This is a genomic window from Amycolatopsis sp. lyj-108, assembly GCF_046549005.1.
GTDB lineage: Bacteria > Actinomycetota > Actinomycetes > Mycobacteriales > Pseudonocardiaceae > Amycolatopsis.
Genome location: NZ_JAJPWQ010000018.1, coordinates 25529 through 47769, shown reverse-complemented (window position 1 = coordinate 47769; position 22241 = coordinate 25529). Strand labels below are relative to the sequence as shown.

General features: G+C 69.4%; 20 protein-coding genes. 12 read left to right on the top strand and 8 right to left on the bottom strand.

The window, feature by feature from the left end; all coding sequences use genetic code 11:
* Window positions 1-86 precede the first annotated feature (86 nt).
* Genes ACLJO0_RS42265 through ACLJO0_RS42225 form a run of 9 tightly spaced genes read left to right on the top strand, consistent with a single transcriptional unit; the run spans window position 87 to window position 9025 of the window.
* A complete protein-coding gene (locus tag ACLJO0_RS42265) occupies window positions 87-1358 on the top strand; it encodes a DegT/DnrJ/EryC1/StrS family aminotransferase (protein WP_370311037.1) in 1272 nt (423 codons plus the stop codon).
* Window positions 1359-1395: 37 nt separating this feature from the next.
* The gene (locus ACLJO0_RS42260; RefSeq protein WP_125797235.1) at window positions 1396-1593 is read left to right on the top strand and encodes a tautomerase family protein; all 198 of its coding nucleotides are present in this window, start codon (window positions 1396-1398) and stop codon (window positions 1591-1593) included.
* A 30-nt stretch (window positions 1594-1623) separates the two neighbouring features.
* Entirely contained in the window at window positions 1624-2685 is a 1062-nt protein-coding gene (locus ACLJO0_RS42255; RefSeq protein WP_410585526.1) for an LLM class flavin-dependent oxidoreductase, read from the top strand.
* On the top strand, window positions 2678-3820 hold the full coding sequence (gene solA, locus ACLJO0_RS42250) for an N-methyl-L-tryptophan oxidase (protein WP_410585525.1): 1143 nt from the start codon (window positions 2678-2680) through the stop codon (window positions 3818-3820). The genes ACLJO0_RS42255 and solA overlap by 8 nt, the downstream gene beginning before the upstream one ends.
* Before the next feature lie 26 nt (window positions 3821-3846).
* Window positions 3847-4974, top strand: a complete 1128-nt coding sequence (locus tag ACLJO0_RS42245) for a beta-ketoacyl-[acyl-carrier-protein] synthase family protein (RefSeq protein WP_410585524.1) — start codon at window positions 3847-3849, stop codon at window positions 4972-4974.
* Window positions 4971-5897 carry a beta-ketoacyl synthase N-terminal-like domain-containing protein gene (locus ACLJO0_RS42240; protein WP_410585523.1) on the top strand — a complete coding sequence of 309 codons (927 nt, stop codon included), beginning with the start codon at window positions 4971-4973 and terminating at the stop codon, window positions 5895-5897. Before ACLJO0_RS42245 ends, ACLJO0_RS42240 begins: the two co-directional genes overlap by 4 nt.
* A 41-nt stretch (window positions 5898-5938) precedes the next feature.
* Window positions 5939-6196, top strand: coding sequence for an acyl carrier protein (locus ACLJO0_RS42235; RefSeq protein ID WP_125786296.1), 258 nt, complete (start codon window positions 5939-5941; stop codon window positions 6194-6196).
* A gap of 6 nt (window positions 6197-6202) precedes the next feature.
* Window positions 6203-7819 (top strand): (2,3-dihydroxybenzoyl)adenylate synthase, encoded by a 1617-nt coding sequence (locus ACLJO0_RS42230; RefSeq protein ID WP_410585522.1) that lies wholly within the window; start codon window positions 6203-6205, stop codon window positions 7817-7819.
* Between the two features lie 18 nt (window positions 7820-7837).
* On the top strand, window positions 7838-9025 hold the full coding sequence (locus ACLJO0_RS42225; RefSeq protein ID WP_410585521.1) for an acyltransferase domain-containing protein: 1188 nt from the start codon (window positions 7838-7840) through the stop codon (window positions 9023-9025).
* 3 nt (window positions 9026-9028) lie between these two features.
* On the opposite strand, the gene ACLJO0_RS42220 is transcribed toward ACLJO0_RS42225, so the two are convergent.
* The 7 genes from ACLJO0_RS42220 to ACLJO0_RS42190 all read right to left on the bottom strand — a co-directional run bounded on the left by ACLJO0_RS42220 (window position 9029) and on the right by ACLJO0_RS42190 (window position 19329).
* Window positions 9029-9913, bottom strand: coding sequence for a hypothetical protein (locus ACLJO0_RS42220; RefSeq protein ID WP_410585520.1), 885 nt, complete (start codon window positions 9911-9913; stop codon window positions 9029-9031).
* A gap of 308 nt (window positions 9914-10221) precedes the next feature.
* On the bottom strand, window positions 10222-11628 hold the full coding sequence (locus tag ACLJO0_RS42215; RefSeq protein ID WP_410585519.1) for a M1 family metallopeptidase: 1407 nt from the start codon (window positions 11626-11628) through the stop codon (window positions 10222-10224).
* Between the two features lie 21 nt (window positions 11629-11649).
* Entirely contained in the window at window positions 11650-15552 is a 3903-nt protein-coding gene (locus tag ACLJO0_RS42210) for a Pls/PosA family non-ribosomal peptide synthetase (protein ID WP_410585518.1), read from the bottom strand.
* Window positions 15553-15797: 245 nt separating this feature from the next.
* On the bottom strand, window positions 15798-17279 hold the full coding sequence (gene der, locus ACLJO0_RS42205; protein ID WP_125797225.1) for a ribosome biogenesis GTPase Der: 1482 nt from the start codon (window positions 17277-17279) through the stop codon (window positions 15798-15800).
* A 3-nt stretch (window positions 17280-17282) separates the two neighbouring features.
* Window positions 17283-17957: a lysophospholipid acyltransferase family protein gene (locus tag ACLJO0_RS42200; RefSeq protein WP_125797224.1), complete on the bottom strand. Its 675-nt coding sequence runs from the start codon at window positions 17955-17957 to the stop codon at window positions 17283-17285.
* Entirely contained in the window at window positions 17954-18658 is a 705-nt protein-coding gene (cmk, locus tag ACLJO0_RS42195; RefSeq protein ID WP_410585578.1) for a (d)CMP kinase, read from the bottom strand. Before cmk ends, ACLJO0_RS42200 begins: the two co-directional genes overlap by 4 nt.
* Window positions 18659-18750: 92 nt before the next feature.
* Window positions 18751-19329: a TetR/AcrR family transcriptional regulator gene (locus ACLJO0_RS42190; protein WP_410585517.1), complete on the bottom strand. Its 579-nt coding sequence runs from the start codon at window positions 19327-19329 to the stop codon at window positions 18751-18753.
* A gap of 90 nt (window positions 19330-19419) precedes the next feature.
* On the opposite strand from ACLJO0_RS42190, the gene ACLJO0_RS42185 reads away from it, so the two are divergent.
* Genes ACLJO0_RS42185 through ACLJO0_RS42175 form a run of 3 tightly spaced genes read left to right on the top strand, consistent with a single transcriptional unit; the run spans window position 19420 to window position 21513 of the window.
* On the top strand, window positions 19420-19812 hold the full coding sequence (locus tag ACLJO0_RS42185; RefSeq protein ID WP_410585516.1) for a DUF4267 domain-containing protein: 393 nt from the start codon (window positions 19420-19422) through the stop codon (window positions 19810-19812).
* Window positions 19813-19827: 15 nt separating this feature from the next.
* A complete protein-coding gene (locus ACLJO0_RS42180; protein ID WP_125786286.1) occupies window positions 19828-20310 on the top strand; it encodes a cation:proton antiporter regulatory subunit in 483 nt (160 codons plus the stop codon).
* A gap of 6 nt (window positions 20311-20316) precedes the next feature.
* A complete protein-coding gene (locus tag ACLJO0_RS42175) occupies window positions 20317-21513 on the top strand; it encodes a cation:proton antiporter (RefSeq protein WP_410585515.1) in 1197 nt (398 codons plus the stop codon).
* A 73-nt stretch (window positions 21514-21586) separates the two neighbouring features.
* Here ACLJO0_RS42175 and ACLJO0_RS42170 read toward each other — a convergent pair whose 3' ends face one another.
* Window positions 21587-22216, bottom strand: coding sequence for a TetR/AcrR family transcriptional regulator (locus ACLJO0_RS42170; RefSeq protein ID WP_410585514.1), 630 nt, complete (start codon window positions 22214-22216; stop codon window positions 21587-21589).
* Window positions 22217-22241 lie beyond the last annotated feature (25 nt).

Genomic DNA, 22241 nt, shown 5'->3' with positions numbered 1-22241 from the left:
TCACTGTTCGAGCCGATGCAGCGACGGTCGGGTTCCGAGCTTCGGCGGCTGCATGTTTTCGACGTTCGTCATCCACGCACTTGGGGGTGCAAGTGAACGAGGCCGCCGAAAGTACCAAGCCCCGATATCAGATTCCGTCCGCACGACGGGGATCCGTTGTCGACGAAGAAGATTTCGCAGTACTCAGAACGGTTCTGCAGAACGACCTCGCGTTGACGGCGGGGCCCTGGCGAGACCGGTTCGAAGCCCAGTTCGCCGCGTACACCGGCTCTCGTTACGCGTTGTCGGTGACCAGCGGCACGGTCGCGCTGGAGATCGCCATCCGGCTGCTCGACCTCCGGCCCGGCGACGAGGTGATCGCGACCACCCAGACGTTCCAGGCGTCGATCCAGCCACTGCTGGATTCGCCGGCGATCGTCCGGTTCTGTGACATCGATCCCGAAACGCTCAACCTCGATCCCCGCAGGCTCGAGGCGCTGATCACCCCGCGGACCAGGGCGATCATCCTGGTGCACTACGGCGGGAATCCGGCCGACATGGCGAAGATCTGCGCGATCGCGGCGCGGCACGACGTACTGGTGCTCGAAGACTGCGCGCACGCGCTCGGCTCGGCCTATCGCGGACGGCGACCCGGTTCCCTCGGCGACATCGGCACGTTCAGTTTCCATTCCTCCAAGAACATCACCACCCTCGGCGAAGGCGGAATGATCACCTTCGACCGCGACGACTGGGCCGTCCGGGTGGACCGGATCCGGTCGAACGAGGTCGACATGGTCGCCGGCCCGGTCAGCGGGATTCTCGGTTCCCCGCCGGAAACCCTGCCCTGGATGAAATTCTCCGAAGCGGTGTACCGGGAATCGGTCGCCGGGATCCACGGCGCGGGAACGAACGCGACACTTTCCGAGGTCGCCTGCGCCGTCGGCACCGTACAGCTGCGGAAGCTGCCGTCACTGGTGCGAAGGCGGCGCGAGATCGCGGCCAAACTCGACGCGGTGCTCGGCGGATACCCGCAGATCCGGCTGCCGCTCGTCGATCCGGGCGACGAACATTCGTACCACCTCTACACATTCTTCGTCACCGAAGGCGATGACGTCCGCCACGCGCTCGTACGCGCGCTCGATCGCCGCGGTGTCGAGATCCAGTTGCGGTATTTTCCCTTGCACCTCACGCCGGAATGGCAGTCCCGAGGGCACGGCCCCGGAGAATGCCCGACAGCGGAACGGCTCTGGTTCTCCGAGCACATGAACCTCCCGTGTCACCCCAATCTGACCGACACCCAGGTCGCGCTCCTGTGCTCCGCGCTTCGAAGCAGCCTCAACGAGGTCTTCGGCAGGCGAGCCGTGCTCAGCCACAGCTGACCTGATCCCGCCCGAAAAGATCGGAGCGAGTTCCGTCATGCCCTACATCCATGTCCAGATCCTGGAAAACCGCCTCACCGAAGAGACCGAGCCGAAACTGATCGCCGCGATCACCGACGCGGTGGTCGGGACCTACGGCGAAGACATCCGTGAACACGTGTGGGTGGTACTGGACCCGGTACCCGCACACCGCTGGGGCCTCGGCGGAAAACCCGCCGCACCACGGCCTTCCTGACCGGCGCCCTTCCGAACAGCTGGAGTACTGGTGAAATTCGGCTTGAACTTCTTCCCCGTCTTCTCCCCCGACCGCAAAACGGCGGGTGACTACTACCGCGAAGTCATCGATCTGTCCGAACGGGCCGATCGGGCGGGACTCGAACACGTCCAGACCGTCGAGCACCACGGATCCCCTTACGGTGGCTACAGTCCTGACCCGATCACCCTCCTCGCCGCGATCGCGGCGCGGACCGAACGGATCCGGATCACGACCGGCGCGGTGATCCCCGCGTTCCTCCACCCGCTCAAGCTGGCGGGCAAACTCGCCATGCTGGACAACCTTTCCGGCGGACGGCTGGACGCCGGATTCGGCCGCGGCTTCCTGCCGGACGAGTTCGACTGGTTCGGCGTCCCGATGGACGAAAGCCGCCGCCGCTTCGACGAAGGCGTCGACGCCTGCCGCCGTCTTCTGTCCGAAGTGGACGTCAAGATCGAGGGCGAGTTCCACAGCTTCGGCCCGGTGACGCTGTTACCCCGGCCGGTGCAGCAGCCGTATCCGCCGTTCTTCGTCGCCTCCGCCTCGAATCCGGAGTCGTGCGCCGCGGCGGGCGCCGCCGGCCACCACCTCCAGGTGGTCCCGTCGATCGTCAGCCAGGAGACGCTGACCGAGATGATCGAGGGCTACCGCACAGCGTGGGCGGCTTCGGGACGGCGCCCTGAGGACGGCCGGATCCAGATCAAGTACACCTGTTATCTCGCCGAGGACCGGGCGACCGCGCTGGCCTGGGGCGAGAAGTTCGAGAACAACTACATCGAGCAGATGAGCGGCGCGATCGCCTCGTGGGCGTCGACCACGTCGGGCGCGTACCAGGGCTACGAGAAGCTCATCGAGAAGGTCCGCGCGTACGACTTCGAGAAGTCCTTGGCAGAGAACAAGGTTCTCGCCGGAACGCCGGACGACGTCGCCGGGCAGATCGGCTGGATCGCGGAGAACTTCGGCAGCGACCTTTCGGTCAGCGTGCAGCTGAACCCTGGCTATCTCGAGCACGAGCACGCCGTCCGCGCGCTCGACCTGTTCACCTCCGGCGTGGTCCCCCGCTTCGATGCCTGAGCCGGACGCCGACGTCGTCGTGGTCGGGCTGGGCGCTTGGGGCTCGATGGCCCTGTGGCAGCTCGCGAGCCGGGGTGTCCGGGCGATCGGCGTCGAACGCCACGGCCGCGGCCACTCGCTCGGCGCGTCACACGGCGGCAGCCGGATGTTCCGGATCACCTGCCTGGAACATCCCGGGCTGGTGCCATTGGCCCGCCGATCCGGCGAACTGTGGGACCTGCTCGGGCGCCAGGCCGGGAAACCGTTGCTGCACCGGTACGGCGGGCTCCTGATCGGCGCGCCGGATTCGGCGGTGGCGGGCGGAACACTGGCCGCCGCGAACGAACACGGCATCGAGGTCGAACCGCTCAACCGCGCGCAGCTCGCCGAACGGTTCCCCCAGCACACCGCGCTGGCCGCGGACGACATCGGCGTCTGGGAGCCGTCCGCCGGGTTGCTGCGGCCGGAGGAGTCGATCCGGGCCGCGCTCGACGCGGCGGAGACCGCGGGGGCACAGGTCTTCACCGGGACCGAGGTCACCGAGATCTACTCGATCGACGACGGCGTCCTCGTGCACAGTCCGGGACGGACCTGGCCGGCGCGGCGCGTGGTGGTGGCGACCGGGTCGTGGCTGCCGTTCATGACCCCCTTGCCGGAGCTCCGGGTCGTGCGGATGCCGGTCACCTGGTTCGAACCCGACGGCGACGCCGACCGTTTCCGGCTGGCGGAGTTCCCGGTGTTCATGCGGGAACTCGACGGCGGCACGGTGCTGTGGGGCTGCGGCGCGGATCCGCCGTACGACGTCAAACTCGGCCTGGAGCAGTTCGGCGCCACCGCGGTCCCGTTCGATCCGCTGGACACCGACCGATCGGTGACCCCGGCCGACTGGACGGCGTTGCGCGAAGTGCTCGCCGGTCATCTGCCCGGTCTGCGTCCGGAACCCTCACGGGTGGCGGTGTGCATGCTGACGCTCACCCCGGACGGGCAGTTCGTGCTCGGCTCGCTGCCCGAAGCGCCGAACGTGATCGTCGCGGGCGGCGACAACGCACACGGGTTCAAACACGCCACCGGGATCGGCGAACTGCTCGCGGATCTGGCCACCGGCCACGAACCGCGGATCGACTTCTCGTTCATGGACGTCAAGCGATTCTGCTGACGCGAGCATCTTCTGGAGGGAAAGCCGTGGACCTCGACATCTGCGGACTCGGCGCCGTTTCTAGCATCGGCCGCGACCCCGAAACGATCCACGACGCACTGTGCGCCGGGAAAAGCGGCCTGGGGCCGCTGCGGGTCTACGACACGACGAAGTTCCGGGCGCGGACGGCCTACGAGATCGACGACCGGGCCGCTCCCGGCAAGGACGAACCGGGCCGATCGACGAAATGGCTGGTCGACGCGATCTCGCAGGCACTCGAAGGCGCCGGGCTGACCGAGTTGCCGGAGAACTGCCCGGTGCTGGTCGGCACGACACACCGGGAACAACGGTCGATGGAGCTGTGGTGGCGAGGCGAAGCGGAGGCGGATTTCGCCGACCTGCATTTCGGCACGGCGATCCGCGAACGGTTCGGCACGGTGGAAACGCATACCTTCGCGAACGCCTGCGCGGCGTCGCTGACCGTGCTCGGCCTGGCGGCCGACCTGATCGCGGACGGCGAATGCGACACCGTCGTCGTGGCCGGGACCGACGGTCTGACCGAAGCCACCTTCGGCATCTTCGACCGGGTCCAGAGCGGCGTACCGGGCGAAGTGCGGCCCTTCGCGAAGGAACGGCACGGGATGATGATGGGCGAAGGCGCCTCGGCGGTGGTGCTCCGCAGACCGGGCCACGGTGGGCCGGTCGCGGCCCGGCTCCGGTCGGTCGCGCTCAACTGCGACGCCGACCATCCGACGGTGCCCGAGCCGGGCAGTGTCGCGAGGGTGGTGCGGCAGGCGCACGACCGCGCCGGGATCGGTCCGGACCAGATCGACCTGATCGTGTTGCACGGCACCGGAACCGTCCGCAACGACCTGGTCGAGACCGGGATGCTGCACGACGTGTTCGCCGGCGCGAAACCGGCGCTCACCGCGATCAAGGCGTCGACCGGGCATACGCTCGGCGGCTCCGGGCTGCTGAGCCTGATCGTCGCCGCGATCTCACTGCGAAAACGGCTGGCGCCACCGATCCTCGGACTGGCCGAGCCGATGGACGAGGCCGAGGGCCTGGACCTCGTCCGCGACGAACCGAGGGACGGCGAGTTCCGGATCGCCCAGGTCGACGCCTTCGGGCTCAGCGGGATCAACGCCGTAGCGATCCTGGAGGCGGCGTCGTGACCGCCGTCGTCGTGACCGGGGCGGGGATCGCCGTCGACGGTCTGCGCGGACCGGCCGACCTGCTGGAGCCGTACCGGCGCCACGAGAACGGCTTCGATCCGGAGACCGGGTTGCGCGGCAGGCAGTTCCGGCACCGCGACCGGGCCTCGCGCCTGGCTTCCCGTGCGGCCACCACCGCTCTCCGTGACTCGGGCCTGCTCGGTGAGGACGGCTCGTATCGCGGGGAATCGCTCCGGACGGCGACCGTGGTCAGCACGAACACCGGGAACCTGGACAGCATCTGCTCGTTCCTGGACACGATCGCCGAAGAGTCCGCGAGCCTGCTGCCGCCGACCGGGCTGCCGAACACCTCCAGCAACGTGTCGGCGGGCTGGGTCGCCATCGACCACGGACTGCGCGCGCCGAACCTGACGCTGTCGAACGGGCCGACCAGCGGCCTCGACGCCTTGCAGTGGGCACGGCGGCTGATCCGGCACGGCCGGGCGGACGCCGTCGTCGTCACCGGTGTCGAACCCGACAACCGTTATGTACGAAAGCTTCTCGACGACAACGGCGAGACGCACTGGCCCGACGCGGCCGCCGCGGTCGTGCTCGAATCCGCCGGGACGGCCCGGCGCCGCCGTGCCCGCGTCCGTCTCGTGCTCGGCGAGTACCGGCGAGCCGGAACCGCGCGGGCAGCGGCCTCGGCGGTCTCTGGCGAAGCCTCCGCAACCCTGGCAGAACCGGGGATCCGGCCGGGCGAGGTGCTCGACCTTTCGGCTTGGGCCGGACGTCAGTCGGGGGCGCTCGGCGTCCTGCAGTGCGCCGCCGCGAGCGCGCACATCGACGGCGGCGAAGGCAGCGCGCTCGCCGTGTCCTGCGGCTTGCCGGATGCGGCGGCGGCCGCGATGGCGTTCGCCGGACCGGGCGCGGAACAGCCGTGAACGACCGAAATCGGGGAACAGAGACGAAAGAAGGGGCCTTCATGACCGGGAACAAGCTGATCGAGCCGGAACTGGAAGACCTGCGGACACTGGTGGCCCGCGTGCTGGAGGTCGAGTCCGCGGAGGTGACCGACGAGGCGAACCTCGTCGAAGACCTCGGTGTCGATTCGCTGCTGCTGCTCGAAGTCGCGGCGCGGATCCTGCAGCGCTACGGCATCCGGGTGGGCGATGCGGCGATCAGCGAGGTGGAGACGCTCGACGAGATCCATCAGCTGGTCCTCGCCGGACAGAAGGGCTGAGCGGGGATGGCACAGAACGGGGACTGGCCAGGGTGGCCGGACGAGGACGCCCGCCGGTACCGCGCCGTCGGCCACTGGCAGGGCGTGACCTTCGGTGAACAGCTCTCCGGCTGGGCGGTCCGGTACGCCGACCGGGTCGCGTTGGTGGACGGCGACCGCCGGTGGACCTACGCCGCGCTCGACACCGCCGTACGGCGCCTGACGACCGGGCTCACCGGGCTCGGGCTGAAACGCGGCGACAAGGTGATCGTGCAACTGCCGAACCGTGCCGAGTTCGTGCTGCTGTGGTTCGCGCTGACGCGGCTCGGGATCGTGCCGATCCACGCGATGCCCGCCCATCGCCGCAACGAGATCGCGCATCTGGCGGCGATGGCCGAGGCCGTCGCGTACGTCATCCCGGACCGGCACGCCCGGTTCGACTACCGCGAACTCGCCGCCCGCGTCCGCGCCGACGCCGGCATCCGGCACGTGATCGTCGCCGGGGACACCGGCGGGCACGAGGGATTCCTCGCGCTGGCGGATCTGCTGGACAACGAACCCGGACCCGACCCCGTCGACCCGCCACGGGCGAGCGACCTCGCCCTGCTGCTGCTCTCCGGCGGCACCACGGGGATGCCGAAGCTGGTGCCGCGGACGCACGACGACTTCGCCTACAACTCCCGGCGGGCCGCGGAACTCTGCGAGCTGACCGAGGACTCGGTGTACCTCGCCGTGCTGCCCATCGCGTTCAACTACACGATGAGCTGCCCGGGGATGCTCGGTGTCCTGCAGGCGGGCGGGCGGGTCGTGCTCGCTCCCTCACCGGGTGCGCGGACGTCGTTCGATCTGATCGCGCGCGAGGGCGTCACGATCGCGGCCATCAACCCTCCGCTGGTGCCGCACTGGCTCGGGGAGTTCGAGCACGGTGACACGGATCTTTCGAGCCTTCGAATCCTCCAGGTCGGCAGCGCCCGGCTCGCCGACGACCTGGCGGCCGCGGTCACCAAGACCTTCGACTGCCGTCTGCAGCAGGTGTTCGGCATGGCCGAGGGGTTGTTGTGCCTGACCAGGCTCGACGATCCGGACGAGCTCGTGCACACCACGCAGGGCAGGCCGATCTCCGCGGACGACGAGGTCCGCGTGGTCGGCCAGGACGATGCCGAGGTCGGTCCCGGCGAGACCGGCGAACTGCTCACCCGCGGGCCGTACACGCTGCGCGGCTACTTCCGCGCGGCCGAGCACAACGCGCGGGCCTTCACCGCGGACGGTTTCTACCGCACCGGCGACCTGGTCCAGCGGCTCCCGACCGGCCATCTCAACGTCGTCGGCCGGGCGAAGGACCAGATCAACCGCGGCGGGCAGAAGATCGACGCGACCGAGGTCGAAGGCCATCTGCTGGCCTGCCCGGGAGTGCTGTCCGCGGCCTTGCTGCCCGAAGCGGACACCGTGCTCGGCGAGCGATCGGTGGCGTTCCTGGTCTGCTCGGGCGAACCGTCGTCCACGAGCACACTCCAGGCCTTCTTCCGTGACCGCGGTGTCGCCGCGTACAAGGTCCCGGACCGGGTCGCGGTCGTCGACGAACTGCCGTCGACCGCGGTCGGCAAAATCGACAAGAAGGCCCTCGCCCGCCGGTACCTCGGCTGATTCCGGTTGGAGGAAACGATGTTCTTCCCGTTCTCGGCCGAGTCGCCCGAGCAGCTGGCGGCCGAAGCCGCCACCCTCGCGGACCGGGCCGATCCGCTGCCCGCCCTCGCCACCGAACTCGCCGGACGACGGCACGGCGCGTGGCGTGCCGTCGTCGTGGGTGAGGACCGGGACTCGGTGACCGGCCGCCTTCGCGCGGTCGCCGCCGGGGAACCCGCCAGTGGCGCCGCCGTCGGCGAGGCGGTCACGGCCGGGAACGCGGTCTGGGTGTTCTCGGGCCACGGTTCGCAGTGGACCGGGATGGGCAAGGCACTGCTCGCCGGGGAACCCGCCTTCGCCGAGGAGATCGATCACCTTGCACCGCTGATCGCCGACGAAGCCGGCTTTTCCTTGCACGACGCGCTTTCCGGGTCAGCGGAAGGCATCGAACAGGTCCAGCCGTCACTGTTCGCCATGCAGCTCGGGCTGGCGGCGGCCTGGCGGGCACACGGCGCCGCACCGGCCGCCGTGATCGGCCACTCCATGGGCGAGACGGCCGCGGCGGTGGTCGCGGGCGCACTGTCCACACAGGACGGTGTGACCGTGATCTGCCGCCGCTCCCGGCTGATGCGGCGCGTCTCCGGCACCGGCGCGATGGCAATGGTCGCCCTACCCTGGGACACGGTCGAAACCGAACTGGCCGACGTGCCCGAAGTGACCGTCGCCGCGCACTCGGGCCCGACGTCGACCGTCGTCGCCGGCGGACGGGACCGGGTGCGCACCCTGGTGGACCGCTGGGCCGCGAGAGACCTGATGGCGAAACTCGTCCCGGTCGAGGTCGCGTCACATTCACCGCAGGTCGAACCGATCCTGGCCGACCTGAGCACCGAACTGTCCGCCCTGCACCCCAGACCCGCACGCGTCCCCGTCTACTCCACCGTCCTCCCCGACCCGAGATCCACCGCCGCTTTCGACGCCGCCTACTGGACCGCGAACCTGCGCCGTCCCGTCCGTTTCAGCGCCGCCGTGCGGGCGGCCCTCGACGACGGGCACCGCGCCTTCGTCGAGATCTCACCCCACCCACTGCTCGCCCACGCACTGCGGGAGAACGCGGGCGTCGGAAAGGTGGCGGTGCTGTCCAGCATCCGGCGGGGAGGTGACGCGCTGCTGCGTTTCCGGACGCAGGTCGGGGCTCTGCACTGCGCGGGCGCTCCGGTGCGCTTCTAGGGTTCATGCCGCGCTGCGTAGATGAGCCTCGGCTGCCCAGTACGCCGCTCGAAGCTCTTTGGCGACCTCCTCGGGCTCCGACCGAAGACGGCTGGGCAGGGTCTGCAATACGGCGATCCCCGCCGCGGCGTATCTGGCGTTTCTGTCCAAAGTCTTGGCGTAGTCCTCCTTCGCGAAGTGGAAGTCGTACGAGTCGATCTCCCAAACGAGCCGGACCTTCTTGAAGTAGCCATCGGGGGTTCCGAGGTAGCGGCCGCTGACGTCCCTCAATTCGTGGTTCCACAACGGCTCCGGGAGCCCTGTCCGCCGCCATACCGCCATCGCGTCGACCTCGGCCACCGACCGCGCTCCTCGCAGGACGTCGCGCAGCACTTCGCGAGGCAACGCGCTGCCCCGGTCGCTGCCCGCTTCGAGTTCCCTGGTGAGGGCCTCGGGGTTCAGTCGACCTCGCTGAACGGCTTCGGTCAGCAAAGCCCGGACCGGATCGTGCGTGGTGAAGCGGCGGCATTGATCGAGAACCGCCCGGACGAGTGGCGCCATCGCCACCCCGTCCACGACGGCCGGCCGGGGCAGGCGCGTGGTCCGCTCCACGATCACGTACCCCGCGCTGCTCACCTTGCAGGAGGCGGGCACCAGAAGGTGGATTCCGTTCGCCACGATTCCCGATCCCCGCAAGCCCTGGCGGCGGCAAGCTTCGAGACCTGTGACCAGTGCCTGCGTCCCGCCGTAGAGCAGGGCGCCGTCGACCAACTGACGCCGGGTCGGCTTACCCGAACCGAGCAGAAGCACTCCCGGAAGCAAGCGCTGCCACGGCTGCCCTGGCCGGCAGCGCCGGTAACACGTCTTCCTGGGAACGCCGAACTCCACCAGGCGCGCGACAGTGATCACTCCGCCTCGACTCAGTTTCCACAGAGCCTCGCGATCGCCTCGCCATTCGCCGGTTCGCACCACATACGCGATCGTGGATCCCCTGGCCCCTCCGCGCCAGCCCCGATTCGCTCCCCTGTGGACAACTCACCCCACCAGCGCCCCCTGTGGACAAACTCGCAAGGGGTTCCCAATGTCGCATCTGAGTCGCTGAGCGTCTCAAATGCGACATTGGGAACCCTCAAGCGGGCGAGCGAGAGCGGAGCGAGCGAGAGCGGAGCGAGCGAGAGCGAGCGAGAGCGGAGCGCCAGGGAAGCGAAGCGGGGGCGTCAGGGAAGCGGAGGCAGCGCCGGAGCGTCCAGCCAAGCGTCGAAGAAGCCAGCCAGCGACCGACCAGCAAACCGTTCAGCAAGTGCCACGAAAGCAGCCGTGGTCACCAGACCGTGCCGGTTCTCCATCGCCCATGCCTTCACCATCGGGAAGAACACCGCGTCGCCGACGGTACAACGCAAGGCGTGCAACAGAAGCCCGCCGCGTTTGTACACCCGCTCGTCGAACATCCGGGCCACGCCGGGGTCGGAGAGACGTAGATCCTCGGGTTTCGCCTTCATCCTCGCGTGCCAGGTCTTCGCCCACTCGTGCGCGCTCTGCTCGCCGGATTCCTCGGACCAGAGCCATTCCGCGTAGGTCGCGAAGCCTTCGTTCAGCCAGATGTGCCGCCAGTCGGCGACGGTCAGACTGTTGCCGAACCACTGGTGTGCGAGTTCGTGCACGACGAGCCGTTCGTGGGTGCGCCGTCCGTCGACGTGGTTGGCGCCGAAGATCGACATGCCCTGTGCCTCGATCGGGTCGTCGAGGTCGTCGTCGGTGACGACGATGACGTACTCGCCGAAGGGGTACGGCCCGAACAGTCGTTGCAGCGAGTCCATGATCCGGCCCTGCCGCCCGAAATCGCGCGAGAAGGCCCGGCGCAGGCGCGGCGGTACGGCGGCCCGTTGCGGGACCGAGGTGACCACGGTGCCGCCGTCGAGGTTGATCCGGAACGCCTCGACGGAGGGTTGCGAGAACCAGCCGGGCTGGGGGCCGGAGACGAGTTCGACGTCGTCGTACCGTCCTATTTGGACGCTCATCAGGTACGTCGCCGTCGGCTCGGGCCGTTCGAAGACCCACTTCGTGGTGCTCGCGCGCTCGTGTCGGGCCACCAGGTTCCCGGTCACGGCCACGAGATACGGCGACGACGTCGTCAGCGCGACGCGGTAAGTCGCCTTGTCCGACGGGTGGTCGTTGCACGGGAACCACGACGGCGCCCCGACCGGCTGGCTCGCGACGAGCGAACCGTCGGTCAGTTCGTCCCAGCCGATGTCGCCCCACAGCCCGGGAAGCGGCCGCGGGTTGCCGACGTAGTGGACCTCCACCACGAACTCGCTGCCGAGCGCCAGCGACTTCGCCGGCTTCACCTGGAGCTTGTGCGCACGCCGCGTGTACTTGGCCGGTTTCCCGTTGACCAGCACGCGGTTGATGCGGAACTCGCCGAAGTCGAGTGTGAGCCGCGACAGCGCCTGCGTCGCCTCCGCGGTGATGGCCGCGGAGGCCGACAGCCGGTTGGGACCGATCTTGTAGTCCAGCTCCAGATCGTAGTGCCGGACACGGTAACCGCCGTTGCCGTGCCGGGGCAGATAGGAATCACCGGAGGTGTCCGAGCCGGGCGATGGCTGCGCGGAGGCCTTCGAAATCACCCGCGAACGAACCCCGCTTCCCTACTTCGTCCAGGCCGAGATGGGATTGCCCAGCCAGCGCGAGTCGGCGGGAACCTCGTCGCCCCGGGTCACCAGTGAGCCCGGTCCGACGGTCGTCCGCGCGCCGATGCTCGCACCAGGCAGCACGATACCGTGCGGCCCGAGCGTCGCTCCCTCGTCCAGGGTCACCGGTGACATCGTCATGATCCGGTCGTGGAACAGATGCGTCTGCACGACGCAGCCGCGGTTGATCGTCGCGCTGTCGCCAAGGCTCACCAGGTCCGATTCGGGCAGCCAGTACGTCTCCAGCCACACGCCGCGGCCGATCTTGACGCCCATGGTCCGCAGCCACGCCGGAAGCAGCGGCGTGCCGCCGAGTGAACCGATCAGCCACGGCACGGCGAGCGCCTCGACGAAGGTGTCGGCGAGTTCGTTGCGCCAGACGAACGAGCTCCACAAGGGATGGTCGACCGCGCGGAACCGGCCGACGAGCAGCCACTTCATCGCGGTCGCTGTCAGCGCCGCGACGGCACCGGCGGCGAGCAGCAGCGGCCCGCCGAGCAGCAGCGCGACCAGGAAGCCATACGACGACGCCAGCGCGAAGATCCCGGCGGCCACCAGCACGGTCAGCGCGACACCGCACATCACCGGCACGATGCGGCAGAGTTCGATGAGCGCACGGGCCGCCTTCAGCCGCAGCGGCGGCGTGTACGTGCGGCTCGTGTCCGCCGCACCGACCGACCGGCGGACCGGCAGCGGCGGCATCCCGAGGTACGAGGAGCCCTTCTTCGCCTTGAGCGGGGCCGACGACAGCACGCCGACCAGACCGCGCTTCGGCACCGAACGTCCCGGCGCGGCCATCCCAGAGTTACCCAGGAACGCCTGTTTGCCGATCCGCGCCGGCGCGACGTGCAGCCAGCCGTGGCCGAGTTCGTAGGTGGCGACCATGGTGTCGTCCGCGAGGAACGCGCCACTGTCCACCTGGGTCATCTTCGGCAGCGCGAGGACGGTCGACACCTCGACGTTGCGGCCGACCTTCGCCCCGAGCATCCGCAGCCACACCGGGGTGAACAGGCTGGCGTACAAGGGGAACAGCCCTTCACGCGCCATGCCCATCAGCCGTTCGGTCGCCCAGACCTGCCACGCGACGCGGCCGTGCACGGGGTGGTAACCCTCGACCATGCCGATGCTCAGCGAACGGACGCCGGCGAGCACGAGCAGGGCATAGGTGACGAAGTACGCGATGGTCGCGAGCGGTGTGAACAGCAGCGCCTGGCCGAGCGCGGCACCCAGCGACGGAGCACCGGCGATCGCGTGACCCAGCAACGCGACAGCGGGCAGGGCGGCGACGGCGGGCAGCAGACCCAGCGCGACCGAGGTCGCGCCATAGACCGAAGACCAGAACCGCGACCGCGGCGGGCGGCTCGACGGCCACTTGAGCGAGTCCTTGGCGGCACGCGCCGCGGGCGCACCGGCCCAGCGCTGTCCGGCGGGCACGTTGCCGCGCACGGTCGACCCGGCCGCGATCTCCGCGCCCTTGCCGATCCGCGCGCCGGGGAACAGCGTGCTGCGCGCGCCGATCCGCGCGTCGGCGCCGATCCGGATCTTGCCGATGTGCACGAGATCGCCGTCCACCCAGTGCCCGGTCAGGTCGACCTCGGGTTCGATGGCGGCGCCGCGGCCGAGTTTCAGCATGCCGGTGACCGGCGGCGGCGAATGCAGATCGACGTCCTTGGCGATCCGCGCGCCGAGTGCCTTGGCGTACGTCGTCATCCAGGAAGCGCCCGCGACACTGTCCGCACCGCTGAACTCGGCGAGCTTCTCGGCCGTCCACAGTCGCAAGTGGACGCTCCCGCCACGCGGGTAGCTGCCGGGGCGGACGCCGCGCAGCAGCAGCCGCGCGCCGGTCGCCGAGATCGCGATGCGGCCCGCGGGGCTGAACAGCGCGATCCACGCGACGGCGATCCACGCCCAGCTCAGCGTCGGCGCCCAGGCGAAACCGGCCAGCGACAGCACGTTCGACAACGTCGCGGCGATCGTCGTCCAGCGCAGGCCGACCAGGCCCATCAGCGGGATCATCAGCAGTGACTGGATGATCCCGGCCTTACGCGGGGTCGGCGCGATGTCGCGGCGTTCGGTCTTCTCGCCGCTCAGCGCGTCCAGCAACGTGGCCAGCGCGCCGAGCTTCGGGTTGGCGTAGATGTCGTTCACCGACACCTGCGGATGCCGGGTGCGGATCCGCGCGATCAGTTGCGCGGCCGTCAGGCTCCCGCCGCCGTTGGTGAAGAAGTCGGCCTTCGGGTTGTCGACCGAGACGCCGAGGATCTCGGCCCAGCCTTCGGCGAGCCAGCTCTCCGTCGGGGACAGCCCGGATTTGGCGGCGTCCACAGTGGACAGCGGCCAGGGCAGCGCGTTGCGGTCGACCTTGCCGGAGGTCCGTGTCGGCAGGTCATCGACCAGCGCCAGCAGCGGGACGAGCGCGGCGGGCAGCTGCTCGCGCAGCCGGGTCGCGGCCTCGTCGTGGTCGAACTTCGTTCCTTCGGCGGGCACGACGTACCCGACGAGCACCTGGTTGCCCGCCTTGGTGCGGCGAACCGCGGCCGCGGCGCCCTGCACTCCGGGCAGCGCCTGGAGCGCGGCGTCGACCTCGCCGAGTTCGATCCGGCGGCCGCCGAGTTTGACCTGCTCGTCGAGCCGCCCGAGGAACAGCAGCCCCTCGGCTTCGGCGCGGACCATGTCACCGCTGCGGTACGCGCGGCGCCAGCCCAGCGAGGGCAGCGGCGCGAACTTCTCGGCGTCCTTCTCCGGGTCGAGGTAGCGGGCCAGGCCGACGCCGCCGATGACCAGCTCGCCGGTCTCCCCCATCGCGATGGGCTCGCCCGCCTCGTTGACGACGGCGAGCTGCCAGCCGGCGAGCGGCAGGCCGATGCGGACCGGGCCCTCGCCGGTCATCTGCGCGGCGCAGGCGACGACGGTGGCCTCTGTCGGGCCGTAGGTGTTCCAGACTTCGCGGCCTTCGACGGCGACGCGTTCGGCCAGTTCCGGCGGGCAGGCTTCGCCGCCGAAGATCAGCAGGCGGACGTCTTCCAGCGCGTCGGCGGGCCACAACGCGGCCAGCGTCGGCACGGTCGAGACGACGGTGATGCCCTGCGCGACCAGCCACGGGCCGAGGTCGACACCGGTCCGCACCAGCGAACGCGGCGCCGGGACCAGGCAGGCGCCGTGACGCCAGGCGAGCCACATCTCTTCGCAGGACGCGTCGAAGGCGACGGAAAGACCGGCTAGCACGCGGTCGCCGGGGCCGATCGGCTCCTCGGTGAGGAAGAGCTGGGCCTCGGCATCGACGAAAGCCGCGGCGGACGCGTGCGAGACGGCGACGCCCTTCGGCTTACCGGTCGAACCGGAGGTGAAGATGATCCAGGCGTCGTCGGCAGGCGCGGGGCCACCTTCGACGCCACCGGGCGAACCGGCGACGGTGATCGCGCCGCCATCGCTGACGACGGCGGCGACGTCGGCCTCACCGAAGACCAGCTCGGCGCGCTCTTCCGGGTCGTCCGCGTCGACCGGCACATAGGCGGCGCCGACGGACAGGATGGCGAGGATCGCGACATACAGCTCCGCGGTGCCGGAGGAGATCCGGACGCCGACGCGGTCGCCGACGCCGACACCGTTGGCGGTCAGCTTGCGGCCGTAGTCGTCGATCTCTTCGACGAGCTTGCGGTAGGACAGCGTGGTCTCGCCGTCGTCGATCGCGCCCGCGTTGGGGTGGCGGGCGGCGGTCTCGGCGAGGATGTCGATCAGGGTGCGCTCACCGGCACCGAGGCCGGACCAGAAGAGGGCACGGTCGGCGATCGGCGTGGCGGACGGGGCGACGGTGACATCGGCGACGCAGGCGATCGGCCGGGAATCGGCGGTCAGGGTCATCGGGCGGTCACCACGGGCAAGACGGAACCATGGGCGCTCAAGCCCATCACACACCTTTCGCGAAGTGCGTCATTCGGGCTCGCTCTCCGAATGAGGCGCCCGCTAGCAGACCATTGACTTTACCGCAGGTGTACGACATATCTCGGGAGGGTCTCGGCAGAGTGTCGAACCTCACCGGTGGACACGCCGAAACCCGAGGTCATCGGCGTGTCCACCCAGTGAAATATTCACCTACATCGTGAGAATCAGCGCGCTTTCGGTTTACCCTGTGGTTTTCCGGCCGCTTTTCCGCCGACCTTGGGCCTTTGCTTCTTTTCCCGCACTCGGATATTCACCCGGACGGGGGTGCCTTCGAATCCGAAACGCTCACGGAACTTCCGTTCGATGAACCGCCGGTAGCCCGCCTCGAGGAAGCCGGTGGTGAACAGGACCAGCGTCGGCGGCCGGATGCCCGCCTGGGTCGCGAACAGCACCTTCGGCTGCTTGCCACCGCGCACCGGCGGCGGGGTCGCGGCGATGAGGTCGGCCAGCCAGCCGTTCAGCTGACCGGTGGGAACCCGCTGGTCCCAGGACTTCAACGCGGTCCGCAGCGCGGGCGCGAGCTTGCGCACGGACCGGCCGGTGAGCGCGGAGATGTTGACCTTGTCCGCCCACGGCACCCTCACCAGGCCGCGGTCCAGTTCGCGGACCATGGCGTGGCGGCGGTCCTCGTCGACGAGGTCCCACTTGTTGAAGGCGAGCACGCAGGCGCGACCGGCTTCGACGACCATGGTCAGCACCCGCAGGTCCTGCTCCGAAAGCGGTTCGGCGGCGTCCAGCAGCACGATCGCGACCTCGGCCGCGTCGATCGCGGTCTTGGTCCGCAGCGACGCGTAGTACTCGGCGCCGTTGGCCGAATTGACCCGCTTGCGCAGACCCGCCGTGTCGACGAACCGCCAGATGTCACCGTCCAGTTCGACCAGCGAGTCGACCGGGTCGACGGTGGTACCGGCGACCGAGTCCACCACGGACCGCTCCTCGCCGGAGATCTTGTTCAGCAGGCTGGATTTGCCCACGTTCGGCTTGCCGACCAGTGCGACGCGGCGCGGGCCGGTGGTGGCGCGGTCGCCGTCGCGCGGCATCTCCGGCAGCGCCTTGACGATCGCGTCGAGCAGGTCGCCCGAGCTACGCCCGTGCAGCGCGCTGACCGGATGCGGTTCGCCGAGGCCGAGTGACCACAGGGACGCGGTGTCGGCGAGCAGGCGGTCGTCGTCGACCTTGTTGGCGACGAGCAGCACCGGCTTCTTCGAGCGGCGCAGCACCTTCGAGGCGGCCTCGTCGGTCGCGGTCGCGCCGACACTGGCGTCGATGACCAGCAGCACCGCGTCGGCGGTGGCCATCGCGATCTCGGCCTGCGCGGCGACGGAGGCCTGCAGCCCGGTCGCGTCCGGCTCCCAGCCGCCCGTGTCGACCAGGGTGAACCGGCGGCCCGCCCAGAAGGCGTCGTAGGCGACGCGGTCCCGGGTCACGCCGGGAACGTCCTGCACGACCGCCTCTCGGCGGCCGAGGATGCGGTTGACCAGGGTGGACTTGCCTACGTTGGGCCTGCCGACGACGGCGAGGACCGGTTGCGCGAGCTGCGCCTCCTCCTCGGCCTCGCCCGCGGCGATCTGCGCGTCCAGCGTGGTGAATTCGGACTCATCGGACCAGGAGCCGTCGATCTCGCCGACTCCGTCAAGCTCAGACATTCGTTACTTCACATTCTGTCGCGTGTCTTGGAGCCCGTGCTCCAAGCGCCATTCGTCCAGTGCCTTCACGAGGTCCGCGAGCGCGAGACGAAGCCGCTCGGTTCCCTCCTCCAGCCCTGTCCTTCCCTTCCCGATCGCGGGAGTGAAAGGTTCGCCGACCATGATGTCGACGCGTGGCCGCCAACGCCTCTTGGCGCCGGCGGGTTTGTACGTCCCCCGAGTGGCGACCGGAACCACGGTCGCGTTCCCGGCGCGGACCAGGAAGGCCGCGCCGCGCTCGAAGTTTTCGGCGTCACCGAGGCCGCGGGTGCCTTCGGGGAAGATCCCCACCGCACCGCCGTCCTCGAGCACCTTGACCGCCATCATCAGCGGTTTGCGGTCCACCGCACCCCGTTTCACCGGGATCTGGCCCAGTTTCGGGAAGAACCAGCCGACGAAACCCTTGAAGAGTTCCGCCTTGACCAGGAACGCGGTACGCCGCGAGAACATTCCGAACAGCAGCGCGGGTTCCGCCATCGAGCTGTGGTTGGCCATGAACACCACCGGCCCGGACGCCGGCACCCGCTCGGCGCCGTGGACCCGGACCCGGAACGCGGGCCGGACGATGAATTTCGAGATCCCCCGGCCGAAGGTGTGGAACGGGTCGCTCGCGCCTTCGGGCAGTCCCTTCGCGCTCACCTGGCGGCCTCGGCGGGGCAGCCTTCGAGGAGACCGCGGTGCAGCGCCAGTTCCGCCAGCGCGACGATCACCTGGTCGATGTTGAGCGCCGAGGTGTCCACCTCGACGGCGTCTTCGGCCGCGCGCAGGGGCGAAGCCGCCCGCGTGGAGTCCAGGCGGTCACGCCGTTCCACCGCCGCCTTCGCGACGTCGTGCGTGGATTCGCGACCGGCGGCGGAATCCTGTGCGCTGCGGCGTGCGGCGCGGACTTCGGCCGAAGCGGTGAGGAAGATCTTGAGCGGGGCGTCGGGTGAGACGACGGTGCCGATGTCGCGGCCTTCGACCACGATGCCGCCGACGCGGCCGAGCACTTCGGCGATGATCTCGCGCTGCCGGGCGACCAGCAGTTCGCGGACCGCGGGGACGGCCGAAACGGGCGACACCGCCGTGGTGACGTCCGCACCGCGGATCTCGGCGGCGACGTCTTCACCCGCGAGGGTGACCGTCGCGTCGTCAGGGCTGGTTCCGATGCCGAGTTCGGCCTTCCGCGCGACGTCGGCGACCGCGACCGCGTCGACCGGGTCGGCCCCGGCGCGCAGGACGGCGAGGGTGACCACGCGGTACATCGCGCCCGTGTCGAGGTAGCCGGCGCCGAGTTTCGTCGCGAGCTTCCGCGAAACCGTGGATTTCCCGGTTCCGGACGGGCCGTCCATCGCGACCACACCACGCAGGGCTCCCGTCACCGAAACTCTCCTCAGCTCATTCGTCGCTCATCTGATCGATGACCATTCTGCCTGGTGGCGCGCGACACGCCTCAGCCGCCCACGGCGAACCGGTCGACGAGCATGCCGATCCGTTCCGCGCGCGCGGCCGCCGGCAGCCGTCGGCTGCGCTCGAGGGTGACGAGGCCGTGCAGGGCGGCCCAGAACGTCTCGGTGTAGAGGCCGGGGTCGTAATCGCCCGCCACCGGGCCCACGGTTTCGAGCAGGGCGCCGAACGCGTCCTTCAACGGCTCGGGACTGTCCGGACTGGCGAAGTCCAGCTCACTGGCGAGAGTGAAGATCGCGTCATAGAGCGCGGGTTTGCGGTCCGCGAAGTCGAAGTAGTTCCCCGCCAGCCTCCGCAGGGCGCCACGCGAGTCTTCCGCCGTACCGGCTCCCTTCCGCATATGGGCGGCCATTTCGGTGCAGCCCTCGAGGGCAGCGGCCGCCATGATCGCCCCCTTGCCGGAGAAGTGGCTGTAGAGGACCGGCTGGCTGTACTCGATCTTCGCCGCCAGCCGCCGGGTCGTGACCGCGTCCCAGCCTTCTTCTTCGGCGATCTCGCGGGCGGTGGTGACGATCAGCTGTTCGCGCTGTGAGCGGTCCCGCTCGCGCCGGGGGTTCGTGACCATACGAATATCCTAGCATCGCTAGACAAGCTAGCGGTGCTAGCGCTACGTTCATAGCGTTCCTAGCACTGCTAGATTTTGGAGTCGGAGATCATGACCAGAATCAAGATCGCTTACGTCCTGTCCGCCGCCCTCGTGCTCTTCGTCCTCTACTTCGGGAGCGGCTACGTGTTCTTCCCTTCAACCCAGACGGGCGGTTTCGGCCTGCCGGTGATGCCGTCCGATGGCGACCCGATCCTCGCGGTCAAGGGCGTCCGCGACATCGGCACGGCGCTCGTGGTGCTCGCGCTGCTCCTGTTCCGGAACGCCCGCGCGCTGGGCTGGGCGATGCTCGCGCTGGCGTTCATCCCGTTCGGCGACATGCTGATCGTGCTGACCCACAACGGTTCCGTGGGCACCGCGCTCGGCATCCACGGCGCGACGTGCGCCTTGATGGTCGTGATCTCGGCGCTGTTCCTGATCCGCCCGAAGCGAACCGGACGGTGAGTTACTGTTGACGTCGTGAACGTCGAAGTGACCCCGCTCCCTGGAATAGGCGTCCGCAAGGACTTCGCCACCCGCAACGGCCGCCGCGTCGGCGTGGTGACCCATCGCGATGGACACGTCGAGCTGATCGTGTCCAAAACGGACGATCCCGACGCCTGCCTGGCCTCACTTCCGCTCACCACCGACGAAGCGGGCGCGCTGGCGAACCTGCTCGGCGCGCCCCAGCTGGTCGCCCAGCTCACCGAAGAGCACCGGGACCTGCCCGGCATCAACACCAAGCAGCTGCCGATCAAGGCGTCGTCGCCGTTCGACGGCCGGACGCTGGGCGACACCGCCATGCGGACCCGCACGAGCGTCTCGGTCGTCGCGGTGATGCGGGCCGGGCAGGTCCACCCCTCCCCCACACCGGACTTCAATCTCACCGCGGGCGACGTGCTCGTCGCGGTCGGCACCTCGGAAGGTCTCGAGGCCGCCGTCAAGATCTTGAAGTACGGCTGATCGCGGATGGATCACACCGCACTGTCCTTGATCGAACTCGGGGCGGTCTTCTTCGGGCTGGGCGCGCTCGGCCGCCTCGCCGGAAAGATCGGGATGTCCCCCATCCCGCTGTACCTGATCGGTGGCCTGTGCTTCGGCCAGGGCGGGCTGATCCCGCTCGGCGACATCGGCGACTTCACCCACCTCGCCAGCGAGATCGGCGTCGTCCTGCTGCTGCTCCTGCTGGGCCTGGAGTACTCGGCGGCCGAGCTGTTCACCGGACTGAAACGCTCGTGGATGGCGGGGCTCGTCGACATCGTGCTCAACGCCGCGCCGGGTGCGATCGTCGCGCTCATCCTCGGCTGGGGGCCGATCGGCGCGATCGTGATGGCGGGCGTCACCTACATCTCGTCCTCCGGGATCATCGCGAAGGTGCTCGGCGACCTCGGGCGGCTCGGTAACCGGGAAACGCCGGTGGTGCTGTCGATCCTGGTGTTCGAAGACCTGGTGATGGCGCTGTACCTGCCGATCCTCACCGCGGTGCTCGGCGGTGTCAGCTTCCTCGGCGGCATGAAGGCGGTCGGGATCTCGCTGATGGTGATCACGGTCGTACTGGTGATCGCGCTGAAGTTCGGCCGGTACGTCTCCGCGGCGGTGGACAGCCCGGACCGCGAGGTGTTCCTCCTCAAGGTCCTCGGTGCGGCCCTGCTGGTCGCCGGCCTGGCTTCGGCGATGCAGGTGTCGGCCGCGGTCGGCGCGTTCCTGCTCGGCATCGCGATCTCGGGTTCGACGGCGGAGAACGCGACACACCTGCTCGAACCGCTGCGAGATCTCTTCGCGGCCGTGTTCTTCGTCGTGTTCGGGCTCAACACCAACCCCGCGTCGATCCCGCCCGTGCTCGGCTGGGCGGTCATCCTGGCGGTCGCGACGACGCTCACGAAGGTCGGCACCGGCTGGTGGGCCGCGCGACGGCAAGGCATCGGGAAGATGGGCCGGGCTCGTGCCGGAGCCGCACTGGTCGCACGAGGCGAGTTCTCGATCGTCATCGCCGGACTGGCGGTGGCGGCGGGCGCGGTGACCGGCGAACTCGCGGCACTCGCGACGGCGTACGTGCTCCTGATGGCGATCCTCGGCCCGACGGCCGCGCGGATCGTCGAACCGGTGGCGCGGGCTCTGCAGCGAAGGCCCTTCGGGTCGAAGAGTGCGGCCTCGCAGGCCGGCTGACCCCGCCCCACACGCGCCATGAAAGGTCCTTTCCTTGCAAAATTTGCAAGGAAAGGACCTTTCATTGCATCGGTCAGCCGCGCTCGAGCAACTGTGCGGCCAAGAGTTCCTCCACCCAAGACTCCCAGTCGCCGACAGCCCAGGCGCGGTCACGGGTCAGGATCAGGAACGACTCCGGACTCAGCACGGCATAGAGGATGTCCGCCGCCTTCTCGACCGTGAGATCGGTCCTGACGCCGGGCTTCTCCAGCAGAGCCTTCGCCGCCGCCGTGTGCACGGTGTGGCGCGGGTCTTCGCGATCAGGCCAGAGCTCACGCAAATCGGGGTGGGCGGCGGTCGCGGTACGCACCATGTCGTTGACGGCGGCGACCCGTTCGAGCACGGCGCGGCTCCCCGTGACGAGGGCGGTGAGGGCCGTGCGCGCGTCCGGCGCGTCCAGCACTTGCGCGAACCATGGCCGCTCCATCGTCGCCACCGGACTGTCGTCGCCGGCGATCGCGACGTCGACCAGTTCCTTCAGCAACGTCGGCTTGTTGCGGAACGTGAAGTAGATGGTCTGGACGGCCACCCCCGCCCGGTCGGCGACCTGCTGAAGCGTGGTCGCCCCGTAGCCGTCGGCGAGGAAGAGTTCCCTGGCGGCCTCGATGATCCGCCGCCGCGTTTCCGCCGCCCGCTCGGCCCGGGCACCCTTGACACCACTCATGACTGGAGTCTATCTCTAGAGTCAA